Genomic DNA, 17,021 nt, shown 5'->3' with positions numbered 1-17,021 from the left:
GTTATACCTTGTTGATCACGGTTTTGCCGAACAGACCGGCTGGCTTGACCGACAGCACCAGCAACAGCAGTACCAGACCAGGAACGTCTTTGTAGCCGGTGGAGAGGTAGAAACCGGTGGTGGTTTCTGCGATACCCAGCAGCAGCCCGCCGACGATCACCCCCATGCCGCTGTTGAGGCCGCCGATAATGGCAACAGCAAACGCTTTCAGTCCCAGCACTACACCCATGGTGGCGCCAGTGAGGGTCAGGGGAGCGATCAGCACCCCGGCGAAGGCGGCAGTCATGGAGCTCAAGGCATAGGAAAAGGTGATCACCATGCGGGTGTTGATGCCCATCAGTCCGGCGGCGTCACGGTCGTTGGAAGTTGCCACCACCGCCTTGCCGTAGATGGATTTGCGGTTGAACAGTTCCACTGCCAGCATCATGCCGAGGGCGCCTACGACAACTACTATTTCCATCGGCAGCACGTGAATACCGTGGAATGTGAGCGGCGTTTCCGGCAGCGGCGAAGGAAACTTGAGATCGTCGCGGCCCCAGATGTTTTCCGCCACGTTTTTGAAAATGATGGCCAGGGCAATTGTGCCCATGATCCAGCCGAATTCGGATTTTGTCTTGAGCGCGGGGCGCACGGCGACGCGTTCCACTACGGCGCCCTGCAACGCGCCGAAAACCAGCACCAATGGGATCATCAGCCAGTAGCTCATGTGACCAACCAGGGTAAGGCCGACCAGCGCACCCAGCATCAGCGCTTCGCCTTGACCGAAGTTAAGGGTGCGCGAGGTGGCAAACGTCAGTTGATAACCAAAGGCAATCACGGCGTAAATCATGCCGAGCGATATGCCGCTTACAATCAGTTGCGCGAGGATTTGCATGGAGAGCTTTCCATCTGAAATGAGCCGGGAACTGACCTTGTCCCGGCTCATGGAGTTGCGATAGGTTCGCCCGGTTGCGAATTACTTTTTGGGATGAGTCTTGACCTGTTTCTTTTCTTGCGCCGGTGTGCCGAGGTCGGCATCGTAGGCATAAGCCACGCGCCCGTTCTTGACTTCGCCCATCACGGTCATGTTCATGGTGATGGCTTCATGATTGTCGTGGGTGTAGGGGTGGTTGTAAGTCGTGATCACACCATCCACCTTGGTATGCAGGTTTTCCAGCGCTTCACGGATTTTTGGTCCGTCGGTGCTGCCAGCCTGCTTGATGGCGGCCGCCAGAAGGTACATCGAATCGTAACCCTGGGCAGCTGAAACCGGGGAAGGAATGCGATCGACTTTATATGCATGCTGATAGGCGGTAATAAATGCCTTGCGCTTCGGCGTGTTGGGTTCCTGGATGAAGGTCTGTGGCATGCGTGCACCTTCGCCGTTTTTGCCGGCATTGTCGATGAAGTTGCCCATCGACAGGGTCCAGCTGCCGATCATCGGTACTTTCCAGCCGAGTTTTTCCATCCCGTTGGCGATTTGCGCCAGTTCAGGCCCGATGCCGTAAGTCAGGATCGCCTGGGCGCCGGCTTGTTTGGCCTTGAGCAACTGGGCGGTCATGTCCACATCCTTGATATTGAATTTTTCTTCCGCGACCGGCTTGATGCCTTTCGCTGCCAGCGCTTTTTCCAGGTCTTCGCGGCCGAGCTGGCCGTAGTTGGTGGAGTCGGCCAGAATTGCCACCTTGGTGAACTTGCGCTTGTCGATCGCGTCATTGACAATCAGCGCGGACTGGATGGTGTCGTTGGCGGAAGTGCGGAACACGTAGTTGTCAGGATATTGCGGCGGCAGGAACTGCTTGGTGACGATGGAACCGGTGGCGACGTTGTTGATTACCGGAATTTTCGCTTCCTCATAGAAGCGCTGGGCTGCCAGCGACACCCCGGTGTTGATGAAGCCCAGTGTCGCGACCACATGTTCCCGGTTAATCAGTTCCTGGCTAACCTGGATACCGCGGCTGTTATCCGCCTGGTCATCACGCTCGATCAGCTGAATCTGGCGGCCAAGGATGCCGCCTCTGCTGTTGATTTCTGCCGCCGCCAATTTCACGCCGTCACGCATGCTGACACCCATCGGCGCGGACCCGCCGGTGAAGGGGCCGGAAACGCCGATCTTGATGGGTTCTGCCGCAATCGCCGCGGTGGAGGCGCACAGCGCAAGCGCTGCTACCAATGCCTTAAGGCTGATATTCATAAATTGCTCCTTGGATCGTGGTTGTAATGTCAAACCGCAGGACGGATTGACGGTGCGTTCCATACTGCGCAGCGCGCGACGACGGAATTTCATATTGTAAAACTCATTGCTGCACTATGGGATACTCTAGCTGATAAATTTTCCAGTTTCAAGAATTTGTGCGAATACAATAATATTATCAAGTTATTGATAATATTATTTAATTCTAATTCTTATTAAGAACAGCGGTATTTTGCTGCCATCCTGTCAACCGCATACCAAAATGATCAGTACGCGATAGGGGCCGTGTGCGCCCAGCGTGACGGTCTGTTCGATATCTGCAGTACGTGAAGGACCGGAAATGAAATTGACCGCGCGCGGCGGGACCTTGTATTCCCTGCGCAGGAGATCCCAGGCGTCTTCCATTGAGGCGACGATACGCCGGGTGTCCAGAATGGCAACATGGGTTTCCGGCAGCAGACTATTGCCGGGTGGCGTCTCCGGGCCGGACAGCGTCATCAGCGTGCCGGTTTCGGCAATCGCGCAAAATGTGCCGGTGATGCCAACCAGATCCTCGCTGTCGGCTGGCCGTACTGCAATCTCCAGATTAGCCTCGTCCCACGGCAGGCTGGCGAGAACGGGCCAGCATACGCCACGGGGCGGCAGACCCCGCTCGGCAAGGTAGTGCGCCAGCCGTGCCGGAATCTCGGTGCTATCGGCGACTTCGATCACATCGCTGGATAACTGTAAGGCACGCTCCCTGAAATGCGTTACCAGATTATCCGGTAAAGGTGGTGCCGGTCCGCGCGGATGCGCGGCAAGGTAGGCGTCGATCTCAGCCGCGGTGCTGCTGCTCAGCGCCTTGCCGATGCGTGCCAGAATTCGATCCCGGGCGCTCATGACCGTTTCCCCTGGCGGTAAAGTTCGCGAAAGGTCTTGCCCGCCGGTGCCGGTAGATCCCGGCCACCGGTCCAGCCTGACGCGCCGGGCAGGCGATGCAACAAGCCTTCTGTGCCCCCCGCGTATTTCAAAACCCGGACTGTGATTTTTGTTGCCATGGCATAGACGGCCGGGTGGCGCGCCATCCACGACCAGAGTTTGAGGACGAGGTTTCAGTCCTCGCGCCATCTGTTCCTCGCGCAGCCGGCGCAGCAGATCCGGCAGAGGGATCTTCACCGGGCATACCACGCCGCAAGCGCCGCACAGGGTGGAGGCATTGGGCAAGTCCGGCGCATTCTCCAGACCAACGAAAGTCGGTGTCAAAATCGAGCCCATCGGTCCTGGGTAAACCCAGCCATAGGCGTGGCCACCAATGTTCTGATACACCGGGCAATGATTCATGCAGGCGCCGCAGCGGATGCAGCGCAGCATGCTCTGCATTTCGCCGCCGAGCAGGCTGCTGCGGCCATTGTCGACAAGAATGATGTGAAAATGCTCGGGCCCGTCATGATCGCCAGCGTCTTTGACGCCGGTCAGCACCGACACATAATTGGTAATGGATTGGCCGGTGGCGGAGCGCGGCAGAAGCCGCAGCAGGGTGGTCACATCTTCCAGTGTCGGCACCACCTTCTCGATGCCGGTAATGGCGACATGTACCCGCGGCAGTGTCGTCACCAGGCGGCCATTGCCTTCGTTGGTGACGATCAGCGCCGAACCGGTTTCCGCCACCAGGAAGTTCGCGCCGGAGATGCCCATGTCGGCGGAAAGAAACGCCGGCCGCAGGATTTCCCGCGCTTCGCGGCATAACTCGGTAATGTCGGTCTTGCGCGGACGCCGGTGCTTGTCCGCGAACAGGTCGGCAATTTCCTCCTTGTTCTTGTGCACCACCGGTGCCACGATATGGGAGGGTGCTTCGTGGGCGAGCTGCAGAATATATTCACCCAGGTCGGTCTCGACTACCTCGACGCCCTGGCGTTCCAGCGCTTCGTTGAGGCCGCATTCCTCGCTCACCATGGACTTGGATTTGGCCGCCTTGCGCACGCCATGCCGGGCGGCGATTTCGGCAACAATGCGATTGACGTCGGCGCCGCTTTCCGCCCAGTGCACTGTCGCGCCGCGGGCGCTCGCCTGCTGTTCGAAACGCAGCAGCCACTGGTCCAGGTTGTTCAGCACGCGGTCGCGGATCGCCGCCGCCGCTGTACGGCTTGCCTCGAAATCGGCGATTTCACCGATGACCGCAGCGCGCCCGCCTACAAAGCGGGTTTGCAGGCGCGACAGGGCGTTCTGGAGATTCTCGTCGCTGAGTTTTTCCGTGACAGAGCGTTTGAAATGGATAGCGGAGACTTGCATCACGCGCCCCCCCCGTTGCCGGCCAGTACTTCCGCGATATGCAGAACCTGGGTGGTGTGATTGCCACGGCGGCGCAGGCGCCCCTCAATGTTGAGCAGGCAGCCGAGATCGCCAGCGACGATGGCATCGACGCCAGCTGCCTCAATGTGGCTGCACTTGTTGTCCGCCATGCGTGTGGATAATTCCCCAAACTTTACCGCGAACGCCCCGCCAAAACCGCAGCAGGTAGTGGATTCGACCATTTCCTGCAAAGTCACGCCGGCCATTTTCGCCAGCAGGACGCGGGGTTGGTCTTGTATGCCCAGCTCGCGCAGGCCGGAGCAGGAATCATGGTAGGTTAGCGTGCCGCGGAAGTGTCCGGGAGCTTCCCCGAGCCTGGCCACGTTGACCAGGAAATCCGTCAGTTCGTAAGTGCGCTGGCCAAGGAGAGCAATTCTGCTCAGAACAGCGGGGTCATCGCTGAACAAGTCGGGGTAATGTACCCGGATCATGCCGGCGCAGGAGCCGGAAGGCACCACAACATAGTCGCACGCTTCAAATTCGCCGAGCAATTTCAGTGCCAGTGTTTGGGCGGTCTCCCGGTCGCCGGAGTTGTAGGCGGGTTGGCCGCAGCAGGTCTGATCTTCTGGTACAACGACTTCGCAGCCGGCTGCTTCCAGCAAGCTGATTGCGGCGAAGCCGATGCGGGGGCGCATCGCATCAACCAGGCAGGTGACAAATAAACCCACGCGCATTACCTCGTCTCCAGGATATATAGCAGTTCAATACTTGCCCGGCCACGCATGACGGCGTAAGCAGGTTGACACTACTTTGCCACCGGGAAAATTTTTTGCATAATGATCCCATATTTCATATGCTGCAACAGCGATGCGACAGTATTCGGTTTAAGAGGGAATGACAATTGAGCGAAGTTGAATCCAGATCGTCGATTCAGGTCATCGACCGCATGATGAAGCTGCTGAACGTATTGGCCGACCACGCCGAACCCCTCGGCCTGAAACAATTGGCAGCCCAGACCAGCCTGCACCCATCCAGTGCGCATCGCATCCTGGGTGTCATGGTAGAAAAAGGGATTGTGGAACGCGTCGAACCGGGCAACTATCAGCTCGGTATCAAGCTGCTGGAGCTTGGAAACCTGGTCAAGGCGCGCATCAACGTACGCCAGGTGGCGTTACCTTTCATGCAAAAACTGCGCGACGAACTGGACGAAACCGTCAACCTGACCCTGCGCCAGGGGGACGAAATCGTCTATATCGAGCGCGTGACGGCGGGCAAGTCGATGATGCGCGTCGTACAAGTGGTCGGGACGCGGGCGCCGCTTCATATTACGGCTGTCGGCAAAATCTTTCTTGCCCAGGATGGCCAGCAAAGTTGCGAGGAATACGCGCTGCGCACCGGCATGCCGGCATTTACCAAAAACACGATTACCACCCTCGAGAGGTTGCGCGAAGAGGTTGAAAAGGCTAGCCGCGTCGGATTCGCTATCGATAACGAGGAGGCGGAAAAAGGGGTTTGCTGTATTGGTGCCGGAGTTTGCGATTCTTCAGGGAAGCTGGTGGCCGGGCTGTCCATTTCGGCTCCAGCGGATCGAATAAATTTCAGGAGGTCAGGCAGGGTGAAGGAAGTCGCCGACGAAATCTCCAGGGCCATGGGCTATCCCGGATAAAGTGGATCGCAACGTTTTTCCATGGAAAATTGGAAAAACAGGCAGCGGACATAAGGACGGGAAAAATCGGATAGACTGGTGATGGCGGATGGTAACAAACCCACCAGGTCCATTAAGGGGCAAGCTTTGCAGGAATCTTTTTACCGGCCCGACAGCGAATTGCTGCGCACCACGCGTACCCTGCCCGCAGCCATATACAATCTTGCCCATACGCTACTGGCGCAGAGTCAGACCGGCTGTGTATTCGTGCCTATCCGCACCATGCAATATATGGCAGTGCTGGATAAGGCGGAATTCATTTTTGTGGACCGGGAACGGCCCGGCCTGATCGAACTGGCCTGGCAATCATTTCATCCGGGTAGCCGGATCGCGCTGGAGGACCCGGTGCCGTTCGACCTGGTGTATTACGATAAGCGCGCAGCGCACACCATGCAGCGCCTGGTTGCGGAATTTTACAAGGCGCTGATGCTGTTATCCGAACGCCGGATTGCCGATGCACCGCCCGCCAAAATTCTCAGTTTTTCGCGTAAGTGCTAGATGAGCGCAGCGAGGACGTGGCATCGAGCCTGAGTGCGACAGTACTGGCTGCGCGATGCTCCAGCCAGGTTTTGATACGTTCAGCGTCGGTAACACGCGCATATTTCCCGGCATCCAGCAAAACAATAATCACCTCTTTTTGCGCGATTTTCGCTTGCATCACCAGGCAATGCCCGGCTTCATTGATAAATCCGGTCTTGGACAGGCCGATATTCCAGTTTTCATTCCTTACTAATCGGTTGGTGTTATGAAATTCGACACGTCGCACGATATGTCGCCACTCTTTTTTGCGCCTGTGGCCGACGCGCACCAGCGCTGACCGAGTGATTTCATAGCTGCCGGTGGTAGTGATGTCGCGTATTTGCGGGTAGCGCGCGGCAGCTTCCACCATTTTGGCCAGATCCTCGGCCGTGGAACGGTTATTGCTGGATAACCCGGTAGGGTCTTCAAATGTAGTGTGTCGCATATTGAGTGCGCGTGCCTTGTTGTTCATGGCATTGATGAAACGCTGAAGTCCGCCTGGATAGTTTCGCGCTAGGGCATGGGCAGCACGATTCTCCGAAGCAATCAGCGCAAGATGGAGGAGCTCCCCGCGACTGAGTGTGGTGCCGACAGCCAGGCGTGAGCTGCTGTGGCGCAAATTGTCCACATCGAGCGGGCCGATGGTGATGGCTTCATCCATGGGCAAATGTGCGTCCAGCATTACCATGGCGGTCATCAGCTTGGTAATGGAAGCAATCGGGGTCTGGACGTCAATATTTTTCTGATACAGCGTCTGTCCATTGTTCTGATTGAGCACCAAAACGGACAGTGCATTGAGTTGTGGTTCATTCAGCGGAGTGCTGGATATTGCAGTTGTAGCATTCTCCGCAACGGAGTGATGGTGGGTGTGACGAACCGCAGCATGGGCATGCAAGGCCGACATTGCAGAGAGTGAAGCGATCAGGAGCGCGAATAGCTTGGCATTCATGGCGTATAGGGCGTGGGCCGTGTTGGATGGAATGTATCAAAAAAAGCGGCACTTGGCGCAATAACTTTAGATTTATTTTAACTATCGAACCAGGCATTCAGAAAGTCCGGATTTCCATTGACACGCAGAATAATTTCAAATTATAAAGAACGACATGGGAGCTGATCTACATAAAATGCTCGAAAAAATAGACATAACTATGCTCCCATCGCTCCCGCATCTATTGCTCAAGCTACTGGCTGTTTGCGATCAGGAGGATGTAACTATTGGGGATGTGGCTGCGCTGTTACGGCAGGATTCCGTATTGAGCGCGAAGGTGATTGCCTGCGCCAGCGCACGTGCCCCAGTTGCAATGACACGACAGGGTTTGCTGCTGTCTGCACTGCAGACACTGGGTGTGGAAAAGGTGCGCGCGATTGCATTGAATTCGGCGCTGATTGGCGCCACCGTTAAATCGGCAGTTGATTGGTATGCAATCCGCCAGCTGTGGCGGCATGCCGTGATCACTGCGCATCTGGCCCAGGCACTGGCGGTCAAAGCGGCTTATGCGGATAGTGAAGAAGCCTATCTGGCGGGCTTGTTGCACGATATTGGGCGCAATGCATTATGGACGGGCTTTCCCGCTGAATATGTCAACGTACAGGACGGCACGCACGATGAGGGCGTACTAATGGCACGCGAGTCACGCATGCTGGGGGTTAACCATGCCGAGGCGGGTGGCGCAATAGTCCGCAGCTGGGGCATGCGCTCGTTCCTTGCGGATGCGATACGTTATCACCATGAGTCGGCAGCCCGGCTCACCAACGCTCATCCGCTGCTGCGGATTGTGAGCGTGGCTCAGCATCTCACCGAGCTGGACGAGGCTACGCCCCATGATGCGCAAATGTTGAGTTTGTTGAATCTCACACCCGCCGATGCGCAGGCAGTTGCACAGCTTGCCCATGCGCGCTTGCGTGAGGCAGAGCATACCTTTGAGCTGAATACCGCAGCGGCAACGGAACCGGAAGATACGTCCGCGCGCGAAGAAGAAGGTGAGCGGCGGCGCCATCGGGCAGACCCCGGCCGAGTGAATCCGTCTGCCCAGGAACTGGCCGACCAGGGTGTGCGCGAGCAGCTGGCAGAACGTGTCCGCGATATGGTGCTGTTCGATACATTGAAAAATGGCATGTTTGCGGCAGTCGACAATGCGGCCTGGCGCGGGGCGCTCAGCTACAGTCTGCATGCAGCATTTGGGTTGAAGGATGCGATCTTGTTTCTGCCGCACGGGCGGGACGGCATGTTGCGAGGAGTGGGTGATGGTGCTGACGGTTTGGCAGGGCAAATACTCATTCCGCCGGATGATCCATACAGCATGCTGGCACTTACTCTGCGTCAGGGGCAGCCCGCGCATAGCCTGCAGCCGGATACCCAGCCGTTGACCGTACTGGATGAGCAGGTGATTGGTCTGACCGGCAAAAGTGGCATGTTGTGCTTGCCGCTTCTGGATGCGGGTGTGCCGTTGGGATTGGTGGTATGCGGGGTGGATCCGGAAGAAGTTGCATTGCTGGACGAGCGTTTGTCATTGCTGACGCGTTTTATCCGACAGGCGGCGCGGGCGCTACGACAAAAACAGGCTGCCCCGGCGGTGCCGGCGCCACGTATCGAGCAGGCAGGAAAAATAATGCATGAGGTCAATAATCCGCTCAATATCGTCAAAAATTATCTGCGCATCCTGGGTGCCAAGCTGCCCCGGGAAGATCCGGCACACGGTGATCTGAAAATCATTACCGACGAAATTGAGCGCGTCAGCAGTCTACTCAAGGGGCTGCTCGGGAGGCCGGGTAATGGCCCCAGAGTGGCTGCGCCTGTAGATATTAACCGGGTCGTGCTGGAAGTGGTGGGGTTGCTCAAGCCAACCATGCTCACGCCTGGGCGGATACAGGTGGAAACCCTGCTCGCGGCGGATCTTCCGGAGCTGATCAGTGATGTGGGTCAGATCAAGCAGGTGCTGCACAATTTGATTAAAAATGCTGCAGAGGCAATGCCGGAAGGCGGCAAGTTGCACATCGCCTCAAGTCGATTGCAGCGCGGCGCGGACAGTTGGGTAGAGCTGTGTGTTGAGGACGGCGGATCCGGCATCCCCGATGCAGTCCGTGCCAAATTATTCCAGCCAGTCATTACCACCAAGGATGGAGACCACGCCGGTCTTGGATTATCCATCGTGTACGGTCTGGTGCGAGGCCTGGGTGGTGCGATTGAATGTGAAGCACGGCCTGCCGGAACCGCATTTATTGTGCGTCTTCCCGCCAATAGCAAGCGCCATTAGTCTTTAGCAAGGATACCCATGCTGGCAGAATTAAAACAGCGCATCATCGAAGGGCAGGTACACCAGGTATTCAGTGTACCGCGCATCCTGGTAGTCGATGACGAGCCGCTGCTGCGCGACAGCCTGCGCGATATTTTGCTGCAAAACGGTTACGAAGCCAGCGTGGCGCGCAATGGTCGCGACGCACTGGTGCAGATTGCGCGCCAGCACTTTGACGCCATCCTGCTGGACCTGTTCATGCCTGATATTCATGGCACCGAGGTACTGGATTTCATTGCCCGGCGCGGACTGGATACGCCGGTGATTGTGGTCAGTGGCGATGACTCGGTGGATTCGGTGATCGACGCGCTGCGTGGGGGGGCCCAGGATTTTTTGCGCAAGCCATACCAGCCCGATGAAATGCTCAAGCGTGTGGGAAACGTCATTCAGCGCCGCCGCCTGGAGCTGGAAAACCGCTCCATGCTGCAGCAGATGGAGCAGTCTGAAAAATGGCACCGGTTTCTGGTCAATAGCTCGCCTGATTTTATCTATACCCTGGATTGCGAAGGTCGTTTCACTTTCGTCAATGACCGCGTCGAATCACTACTGGGCTACAGGCACGAAGAGTTGCTCGGCCAGCATTACACCGTCGTGGTTCACGACGATGATTTTGCCCATGCCCAGTATGTGTTCAATGAGCGGCGTACCGGAAAACGCGCTTCGCGCTACGTTGAGTTGCGTCTGAAATGCAAGGACTGCACACGCCCCAACGCACCCGACAGCCGGGTTCTGGTGGTCGAGCTCAACGCGATCGGGATGTACGAGCAGTCTGACAACAAGTTTGCGTCGCGCTATCTGGGTACCTACGGCGTGGCGAAGGACATCAGCGAGCGCAAAAAAGCCCAAGAAACCATCTATTATCAGGCTTACCACGACCTGCTCACCGGCCTGCCCAATCGCGTGCTGTTCAAGGACCGCCTCAATCTCGCCATTGCCCAGTCGCGCCACAATGGCGAGATGTTCGCCGTAATGTGTCTGGACATGGATCACTTCAAGGTGGTCAACGATACGCTTGGCCATGTTTTCGGTGACCAATTGCTGCTTGCCGTCGCCGCACGCCTGCACGGATGCTTGCGTGAAGGCGATACGTTGGCGCGCATGGGTGGGGATGAGTTCAGTCTGTTGTTGCCACAAATCGGCGGTATCGAAGTGGTGGCGAGCATTGCCGACAAGGTGAGTGGCGCATTGGGCAAGCCATTTCACATCGACCATCGCGAATTGTTTGCCACGGTGAGCATAGGCGTATCGCTCTACCCCAACGACGGCGAAACGGGCGACAGCCTCATCAAGCACGCCGACATTGCGCTCTATCACGCCAAAACCTGCGGGCGTGACAATTGTCAGCTGTTTCACATGGGCATGAATGTGCCGTTATCCAACCGTCTGTCACTGGAGAACGACCTGCGCCATGCCCTGGAGCGTAATCAGCTGGTGGCATACTACCAGCCCCAGGTCGATCTTAAACGCGGACACATAGTTGGGTTCGAATGTTTGATACGCTGGCAACATCCGGTGCGTGGGCTGGTTTCACCTGCTGAATTCATCCCGCTTGCAGAAGAAACCGGCATGATCGCCGCTATTGGCGAATGGATGCTGAATACCGCATGCCATCAGCTCAAAACCTGGAAAACACAGGGGCTGCCACCGGTGCGGCTGGCCATTAACATTTCCCCGCGCCAGATGGAGCAGCCCACATTTGTCGACCATATTCTGGATACGATACACCAGCATGACCTGGATCAGGGCGTGCTGGAAGTGGAGATTACCGAAAACCTGATCATGAAAGACGTTGAGCGCACCGTTGAAAAGCTCAAACAGCTGAGTGCAAGCGGAATCAAGATTGCAATTGATGATTTCGGTACCGGTTACTCCTCACTCAATTATCTGAAGAAATTCCCCATCCACACCATTAAAATTGATCAATCCTTTATCGCGGATATTGAGCGCGACGGCGATACCTCGATCGTCACAGCGATCATTGCCATGGCCAAAGGCCTGCACCTGAACCTGATAGCCGAAGGGGTAGAGACAGAAAACCAGCTTGCCTTCCTGCGCAAGATGGGGTGTGACGAAATACAAGGTTTCCTGTTAAGCGAACCGCTAACAGCGCAGGCCGCTACCACTCTGCTGGCAGAAAACATCACTCTGCCGGCGATGTTTGGTGGTGGATAGTCGGTCCGCGTGCCAACACCTGGAAAGCGTATCCGCCTCACGCACGTCACGGTGGAGGCGGGGCTGCCACAGATGCCCGTGCTCGCCTCGAAGAATTGCCTGAATGTCCCGACTTTGAATCCTGCCATATATCTGGTGCCGGTCAGGTATTCCCGCCGGTTCAGCTTCGGTCTTAATCGTGTATCCACTGAAGCGCCGATGCCCACTTCAGTAAGCTGGATCAGTAAGATCGAATTCTGGTTCGGCATCCGCAGCCGCCGCATATTTTGTGAAAAAAGTGAAATTTGCAGTGCCCGGTTTTGATAGTTGTTACCAATTTCTGCCAATGAACAATTTGGGATGCTATTAAACGGTGTTTCGGCTGCTTGCAGGAGGGATGCCTGTCGAGATTTTGCCGGAGGGTATTCCGGAAAAAAGATAAAAAAGTTATACGGCGCTTGCGGCCGTCATTCTTTTTTATGGTGTTGGTTGGTGGCCAGGGGCAGAATCGAACTGCCGACACGCGGATTTTCAATCCGCTGCTCTACCAACTGAGCTACCTGGCCGTGAAGCCCGCCATTAGACCCTGTGAGGGTCATTTCGTCAAGTTTTTTTCGGGATTGCTGGCGTAAAAAAAGCCTCTGACTGGTGTACGTCAGAGGCTTGCGTGGCGTGTTTAGCCCTGCGCTCAGTGGGCGTGGATGCCGGTGTTCTGGCGCACATAAATCTCGTCCCACATTTCCGCCGCATGTGGGTCGCGATATAGCAGCGAACCCATAACCACCATCAGAAAACCCAGCGGGATGGAAATCAGCCCAGGGTTCTTGAGCAGAAAGAAGGGCTTTTCCAGACCGACGATGCTGGTCTTTCCTTCGTACTGTTTCAGGTCATCCCGGGCTTTTTTAATGGCCTTCTCCAGCTTGTCGATTTCGTTTCTGGTTTTGGCAATTTCCGCAGCGTCGGTGATGCTGGCCAGTTGGGTGCTGAGCGTAGCCAGCTTCTCCACTGCACCAGGCGTGGCGGGCCTGGCCAGGGTCGCAGGTTTGGCCGGCTCGGATTTTTTGCACGCGGCAAACAGTTCGCACACAAAACCTTCGCCAGGCTGTGCTGCCACGGCAGGTTTGGCTTCTACAGCGGGCTCGCCCTGCAGCACCTTGTTGGCGGCTTTCACCACGTCCTTGGGGTAGGTCATGTTGGGCGAAACCATGACCAGGGCAATGGCGGTAATCGCACCCACCAGCATACCCAGGACCACGCCGCCAGTGTTGCAGCGTTTCCAGTGCAGGGTGAGGAGCACTGCTGGCAGATTGCTCGAGGCGGCCACGGCGAAGGCCATGCCAACCAGGTGAGCCACGTTCTGGCCTTTGGCAGCGATGCCGATGACAATGGCGATGATGCCCACGATCAATGTGGATATCCGCGCCGCTTTTACCTGCTCATCCGGTGTCGCATGGTCGCCGCGGATGACACCCACATAAATATCGTGGGCCATCGCGGAAGCGGAGGCGAGCACCAGGCCGGCCACCACGGCGACGATGGTGGCGAAAGCGACGGCCGCCACAAAGGCGAGGAAGAAATTGCCGAGCATGGAATGCGCACCTCCGCCCAGGTACTGGGCCAGAATGGGTGCTGCCATGTTGCCGCCCTTGTCCAGTGCTGCGATGTTGGCGGGGCCCACGTTGATGGCTGCACCCAGACCGAGGAACAAGGTCAGCAGGTAGAAGCCGCCGATGATGACCATGGCCCACATCACGGACTTGCGCGCTTCCTTGGCGTTCGGCACGGTGAAGAAACGCATCAGGATATGGGGCAGGCCGGCGGTGCCCAGCACCAGCGCCAGGCCCAGGGATATCTGGTCGATCGGGCTCTTCAGGAACAGACCGGGCTCCAGGAAACGCTGCCCCAGCTCCTCGGGGGTCATATTGGTTGCCGCAGAACCCAGCAGCTTGGCGACCTGTTGCTGCACCCCCTCATAATGAACCACGCCGTTCAGAAAGCCGGGCAGGCTGAAGCCGTACGGCGCCCACACCAGTACCACCAGGACGACGGAGGCAGCCACCAGCAGTACGGCTTTGACGATCTGTACCCAGGTGGTGGCGACCATGCCGCCAAACACCACATAGGCCAGCATCAGCAAGCCCACTGCGATGACCGACACCTCGTAATCGATGCCGATCAGGGTTTTGACCAGTATTCCGCCACCCACCATCTGGGCGGTCAGATAGAAGATGGACACGGTGATGGTGGTAATGGCAGCGATGGTCTTGGCCTTCTTCGGGTCATTGCGGAACGCCAGGATGTCGCCCAGGGTGTATTTGCCGATATTGCGACACGGCTCGGCAATCACCAGCAGCACGGTGATGTAGGCCATCAGAAAGCCCACCGAGTACATGAAGCCATCGTAACCATAGAGGGAGATCAGGCCGGCGATGCCCAGGAAGGAGGCGGCGGACAGGTAGTCACCGGCAATCGCCCAGCCGTTCTGTAAACCCGAAATAGAGCGGTTGGCAGCATAAAACTCAACCGCGGTATGGGTGCGTTTGGCTGCCCAGTAGGTAATGGCCATGGTCAGCGCGATGATGCTGCCGAACACCGCGAAGGTGATCCATTTGTATTCCGCGCTGACCGCCCCTTCACCGGCGCGGGCGGCATTGCTAAAAATGCTGAGCAGGATGAGTCCCAGCCATTGGGGCATATTGTTCAGAATTCGCATGGCGTCAGGCTCCCAGGTTGTGCGCGTCGTTGACGATGTCTTGTGCCATGGCGTCGAATTCGGTGTTGGCCTTGCGCGAATAGATATAGGCAACCAGCCACGCCACCACAAACTCGGACAATGCGAACAGGAGGCCGATATTGACTGGCCCCCATACCTTGATTTTGAATATTTCCTGGAAATACGCTGTGCCGATCGGCAGCAGAAAGTAATAGATCATCGAAAAAATCATCAAGCCCCACAGAAACCGGCTTTTTTTGCGGTGTAATGCCTGGAAGCGGGGATCAGCATCAATCGCCCGCCAGTTCATTTTGGTGGTGGTCATGTTGCCTCCTGTGGCGGTTGGGCATGGCTGCCGTTGAGCAGGTGCCGTTATTATTGATTATTGGTAGAACGCCCGGTGCTGAGGTGTCGGGCGCAACGTGATGCTACTACTGCAAAGCCAGTTCCTGCAAACCCAATAAAAAACCCCGCCGTAGCGGGGTTTTTCGGGGTTGCCAAGAGGCAGGGTTACATCATGCCACCCATGCCGCCCATACCACCCATGTCGCCCATGCCACCGCCGCCACCGCCGGCGGATTTGTCTTCCGGCAGTTCCGCCACCATGGCGTCGGTGGTCAGCATCAGGCTGGCCACGGAAGCGGCGTTTTGCAGCGCGGTGCGGGTAACCTTGGTAGGATCGAGCACACCCATTTCCACCATGTCGCCGTACTCGCTGGTCGCCGCGTTGTAGCCGTAGTTACCCTTGCCTTCCAGCACCTTGTTGACCACCACCGAGGCCTCGTCGCCGCAGTTGATGACGATCTGGCGCAGCGGTTCCTCGATCGCGCGCAGCACGATCTTGATACCGGCGTCCTGGTCGTGGTTGTCGCCTTTCAGCTTGTTGACACCAGCCTTGGCGCGCAGCAGTGCCACACCACCGCCGGCAACGATGCCTTCCTCGACCGCAGCGCGGGTAGCGTGCAGCGCGTCTTCCACGCGGGCTTTTTTCTCTTTCATTTCGACTTCGGTTGCCGCGCCGACTTTGATCACGGCAACACCGCCAGCCAGCTTGGCTTTGCGTTCCTGCAGCTTCTCCTTGTCGTAGTCGCTGGTGGCTTCCTCAGCCTGGCGGTTGATCTGGGTGATGCGACCCTTGATGGCGTCTTCCTTGCCTGCGCCGTCGATGATGATGGTGTTGTCTTTACCCACCTCGATGCGTTTGGCTTGACCCAGTTCGGCCAGCGTGATTTTGTCCAGCGTCAGACCGACTTCTTCAGCGATCACGGTGCCGCCGGTCAGGATGGCGATGTCTTCCAGCATGGCCTTGCGACGGTCGCCGAAGCCAGGGGCTTTCACCGCACAGGTCTTGAGGATGCCGCGGATATTGTTCACCACCAGCGTAGCCAGGGCTTCGCCGTCCACATCTTCAGCAATGATCAGCAGCGGGCGGCCAGCCTTGGCGACTTGCTCCAGTGCCGGCAGCAGGTCGCGAATGTTGGAGATTTTCTTGTCATGCAGCAGCACGAAAGGATTGTCCAACAGGGAGATTTGCTTGTCGGCGTTGTTGATGAAGTAAGGGGACAGGTAGCCGCGGTCGAACTGCATGCCTTCCACCACGTCCAGCTCGTTTTGCAGGCCTGAACCGTCTTCCACGGTAATCACGCCCTCTTTGCCGACTTTGTCCATGGCCTCAGCGATGATGTCGCCGATGGAGCTGTCGGAGTTGGCGGAGATGGAACCCACTTGAGCGATTTCCTTGCCGGTGGTGCAGGGTTTGGAGATTTTTTGCAGCTCGGCGATGATGGCGGTGACAGCCTTGTCCATGCCGCGTTTAAGGTCCATCGGATTCATTCCGGCGGCGACAAACTTCATGCCTTCCTTCAGCATGGCTTGAGCCAGCACGGTTGCAGTGGTGGTGCCGTCACCGGCCACGTCGGAGGTCTTGGACGAGACTTCCTTCACCATCTGCGCACCCATGTTCTCGAACTTGTCCTTCAGCTCGATTTCCTTGGCCACCGAGACACCGTCCTTGGTGATGGTGGGGGCGCCGAAAGCGCGATCCAGCACCACGTTACGGCCTTTGGGGCCGAGGGTTACCTTAACGGCGTCGGCCAGAATGTTCACGCCGACCATCATTTTTTGGCGGGCAATATCACCGAATTTTACGTCTTTTGCAGGCATTTTTTAGCTCCTAAAACTTTGAATCAATTGGTATGC

The 17,021-nt window shown here is 57.1% G+C and carries 12 protein-coding genes and 1 tRNA gene; 4 read left to right on the top strand and 9 right to left on the bottom strand.

Features of this window, described 5'->3' with window-relative positions:
• Position 1: 1 nt before the first annotated feature.
• The 4 genes from GZH91_RS16455 to GZH91_RS16435 form a co-directional block, all read right to left on the bottom strand.
• Positions 2–874 carry a branched-chain amino acid ABC transporter permease gene (locus GZH91_RS16455; RefSeq protein WP_147070914.1) on the bottom strand — a complete coding sequence of 291 codons (873 nt, stop codon included), beginning with the start codon at positions 872–874 and terminating at the stop codon, positions 2–4.
• Between the two features lie 81 nt (positions 875–955).
• Positions 956–2,173: an ABC transporter substrate-binding protein gene (locus GZH91_RS16450; protein ID WP_147070912.1), complete on the bottom strand. Its 1,218-nt coding sequence runs from the start codon at positions 2,171–2,173 to the stop codon at positions 956–958.
• A 246-nt stretch (positions 2,174–2,419) separates the two neighbouring features.
• Positions 2,420–4,441 carry a LutB/LldF family L-lactate oxidation iron-sulfur protein gene (locus GZH91_RS18520; RefSeq protein ID WP_443098183.1) on the bottom strand — a complete coding sequence of 674 codons (2,022 nt, stop codon included), beginning with the start codon at positions 4,439–4,441 and terminating at the stop codon, positions 2,420–2,422.
• Positions 4,441–5,175, bottom strand: a complete 735-nt coding sequence (locus GZH91_RS16435) for a (Fe-S)-binding protein (protein WP_147070901.1) — start codon at positions 5,173–5,175, stop codon at positions 4,441–4,443. Before GZH91_RS16435 ends, GZH91_RS18520 begins: the two co-directional genes overlap by 1 nt.
• A gap of 167 nt (positions 5,176–5,342) precedes the next feature.
• On the opposite strand from GZH91_RS16435, the gene GZH91_RS16430 reads away from it, so the two are divergent.
• Both GZH91_RS16430 and GZH91_RS16425 read left to right on the top strand, forming a co-directional pair.
• A complete protein-coding gene (locus GZH91_RS16430; RefSeq protein WP_223264479.1) occupies positions 5,343–6,107 on the top strand; it encodes an IclR family transcriptional regulator in 765 nt (254 codons plus the stop codon).
• A 126-nt stretch (positions 6,108–6,233) separates the two neighbouring features.
• Positions 6,234–6,644, top strand: a complete 411-nt coding sequence (locus tag GZH91_RS16425; protein WP_147070899.1) for a hypothetical protein — start codon at positions 6,234–6,236, stop codon at positions 6,642–6,644.
• Here GZH91_RS16425 and GZH91_RS16420 read toward each other — a convergent pair.
• A complete protein-coding gene (locus GZH91_RS16420) occupies positions 6,622–7,614 on the bottom strand; it encodes a serine hydrolase (RefSeq protein ID WP_147070897.1) in 993 nt (330 codons plus the stop codon). The two genes, GZH91_RS16425 and GZH91_RS16420, sit on opposite strands and share 23 nt — an antisense overlap.
• A gap of 199 nt (positions 7,615–7,813) precedes the next feature.
• On the opposite strand from GZH91_RS16420, the gene GZH91_RS16415 reads away from it, so the two are divergent.
• The gene (locus GZH91_RS16415) at positions 7,814–9,919 is read left to right on the top strand and encodes an HDOD domain-containing protein (protein ID WP_161984308.1); all 2,106 of its coding nucleotides are present in this window, start codon (positions 7,814–7,816) and stop codon (positions 9,917–9,919) included.
• 18 nt (positions 9,920–9,937) lie between these two features.
• Positions 9,938–12,130 (top strand): putative bifunctional diguanylate cyclase/phosphodiesterase, encoded by a 2,193-nt coding sequence (locus tag GZH91_RS16410; protein ID WP_147070893.1) that lies wholly within the window; start codon positions 9,938–9,940, stop codon positions 12,128–12,130.
• Between the two features lie 469 nt (positions 12,131–12,599).
• On the opposite strand, the gene GZH91_RS16405 is transcribed toward GZH91_RS16410, so the two are convergent.
• The 4 genes from GZH91_RS16405 to groL all read right to left on the bottom strand — a co-directional run bounded on the left by GZH91_RS16405 (position 12,600) and on the right by groL (position 16,985).
• Positions 12,600–12,675, bottom strand: a tRNA-Phe gene (locus GZH91_RS16405).
• Between the two features lie 122 nt (positions 12,676–12,797).
• Positions 12,798–14,822 (bottom strand): solute symporter family protein, encoded by a 2,025-nt coding sequence (locus tag GZH91_RS16400; RefSeq protein ID WP_147070891.1) that lies wholly within the window; start codon positions 14,820–14,822, stop codon positions 12,798–12,800.
• A 4-nt stretch (positions 14,823–14,826) separates the two neighbouring features.
• Entirely contained in the window at positions 14,827–15,147 is a 321-nt protein-coding gene (locus tag GZH91_RS16395) for a DUF485 domain-containing protein (protein WP_147070889.1), read from the bottom strand.
• Between the two features lie 185 nt (positions 15,148–15,332).
• Positions 15,333–16,985, bottom strand: a complete 1,653-nt coding sequence (groL, locus tag GZH91_RS16390; RefSeq protein ID WP_147070887.1) for a chaperonin GroEL — start codon at positions 16,983–16,985, stop codon at positions 15,333–15,335.
• Between the last annotated feature and the right edge of the window lie 36 nt (positions 16,986–17,021).

The organism is Sulfuriferula plumbiphila, assembly GCF_009938015.1.
Lineage (GTDB): Bacteria > Pseudomonadota > Gammaproteobacteria > Burkholderiales > Sulfuriferulaceae > Sulfuriferula > Sulfuriferula plumbiphila.
The sequence above is the reverse complement of the archived record's forward strand: the minus strand, read 5'-3'. Positions and strand labels throughout refer to the sequence as shown.

What these genes read in the sequence shown, in the direction of transcription:
- GZH91_RS16455 (WP_147070914.1), bottom strand. Translation starts at nt 874, where the DNA reads ATGCAAATCCTCGCGCAACTGATTGTAAGCGGCATATCGCTCGGCATG.
- GZH91_RS16450 (WP_147070912.1), bottom strand. Translation starts at nt 2,173, where the DNA reads ATGAATATCAGCCTTAAGGCATTGGTAGCAGCGCTTGCGCTGTGCGCC.
- GZH91_RS18520 (WP_443098183.1), bottom strand. Translation starts at nt 4,441, where the DNA reads ATGCAAGTCTCCGCTATCCATTTCAAACGCTCTGTCACGGAAAAACTC.
- GZH91_RS16435 (WP_147070901.1), bottom strand. Translation starts at nt 5,175, where the DNA reads ATGCGCGTGGGTTTATTTGTCACCTGCCTGGTTGATGCGATGCGCCCC.
- GZH91_RS16420 (WP_147070897.1), bottom strand. Translation starts at nt 7,614, where the DNA reads ATGAATGCCAAGCTATTCGCGCTCCTGATCGCTTCACTCTCTGCAATG.
- GZH91_RS16415 (WP_161984308.1), top strand. Translation starts at nt 7,814, where the DNA reads ATGCTCCCATCGCTCCCGCATCTATTGCTCAAGCTACTGGCTGTTTGC.
- GZH91_RS16410 (WP_147070893.1), top strand. Translation starts at nt 9,938, where the DNA reads ATGCTGGCAGAATTAAAACAGCGCATCATCGAAGGGCAGGTACACCAG.
- GZH91_RS16400 (WP_147070891.1), bottom strand. Translation starts at nt 14,822, where the DNA reads ATGCGAATTCTGAACAATATGCCCCAATGGCTGGGACTCATCCTGCTC.
- GZH91_RS16395 (WP_147070889.1), bottom strand. Translation starts at nt 15,147, where the DNA reads ATGACCACCACCAAAATGAACTGGCGGGCGATTGATGCTGATCCCCGC.
- groL (WP_147070887.1), bottom strand. Translation starts at nt 16,985, where the DNA reads ATGCCTGCAAAAGACGTAAAATTCGGTGATATTGCCCGCCAAAAAATG.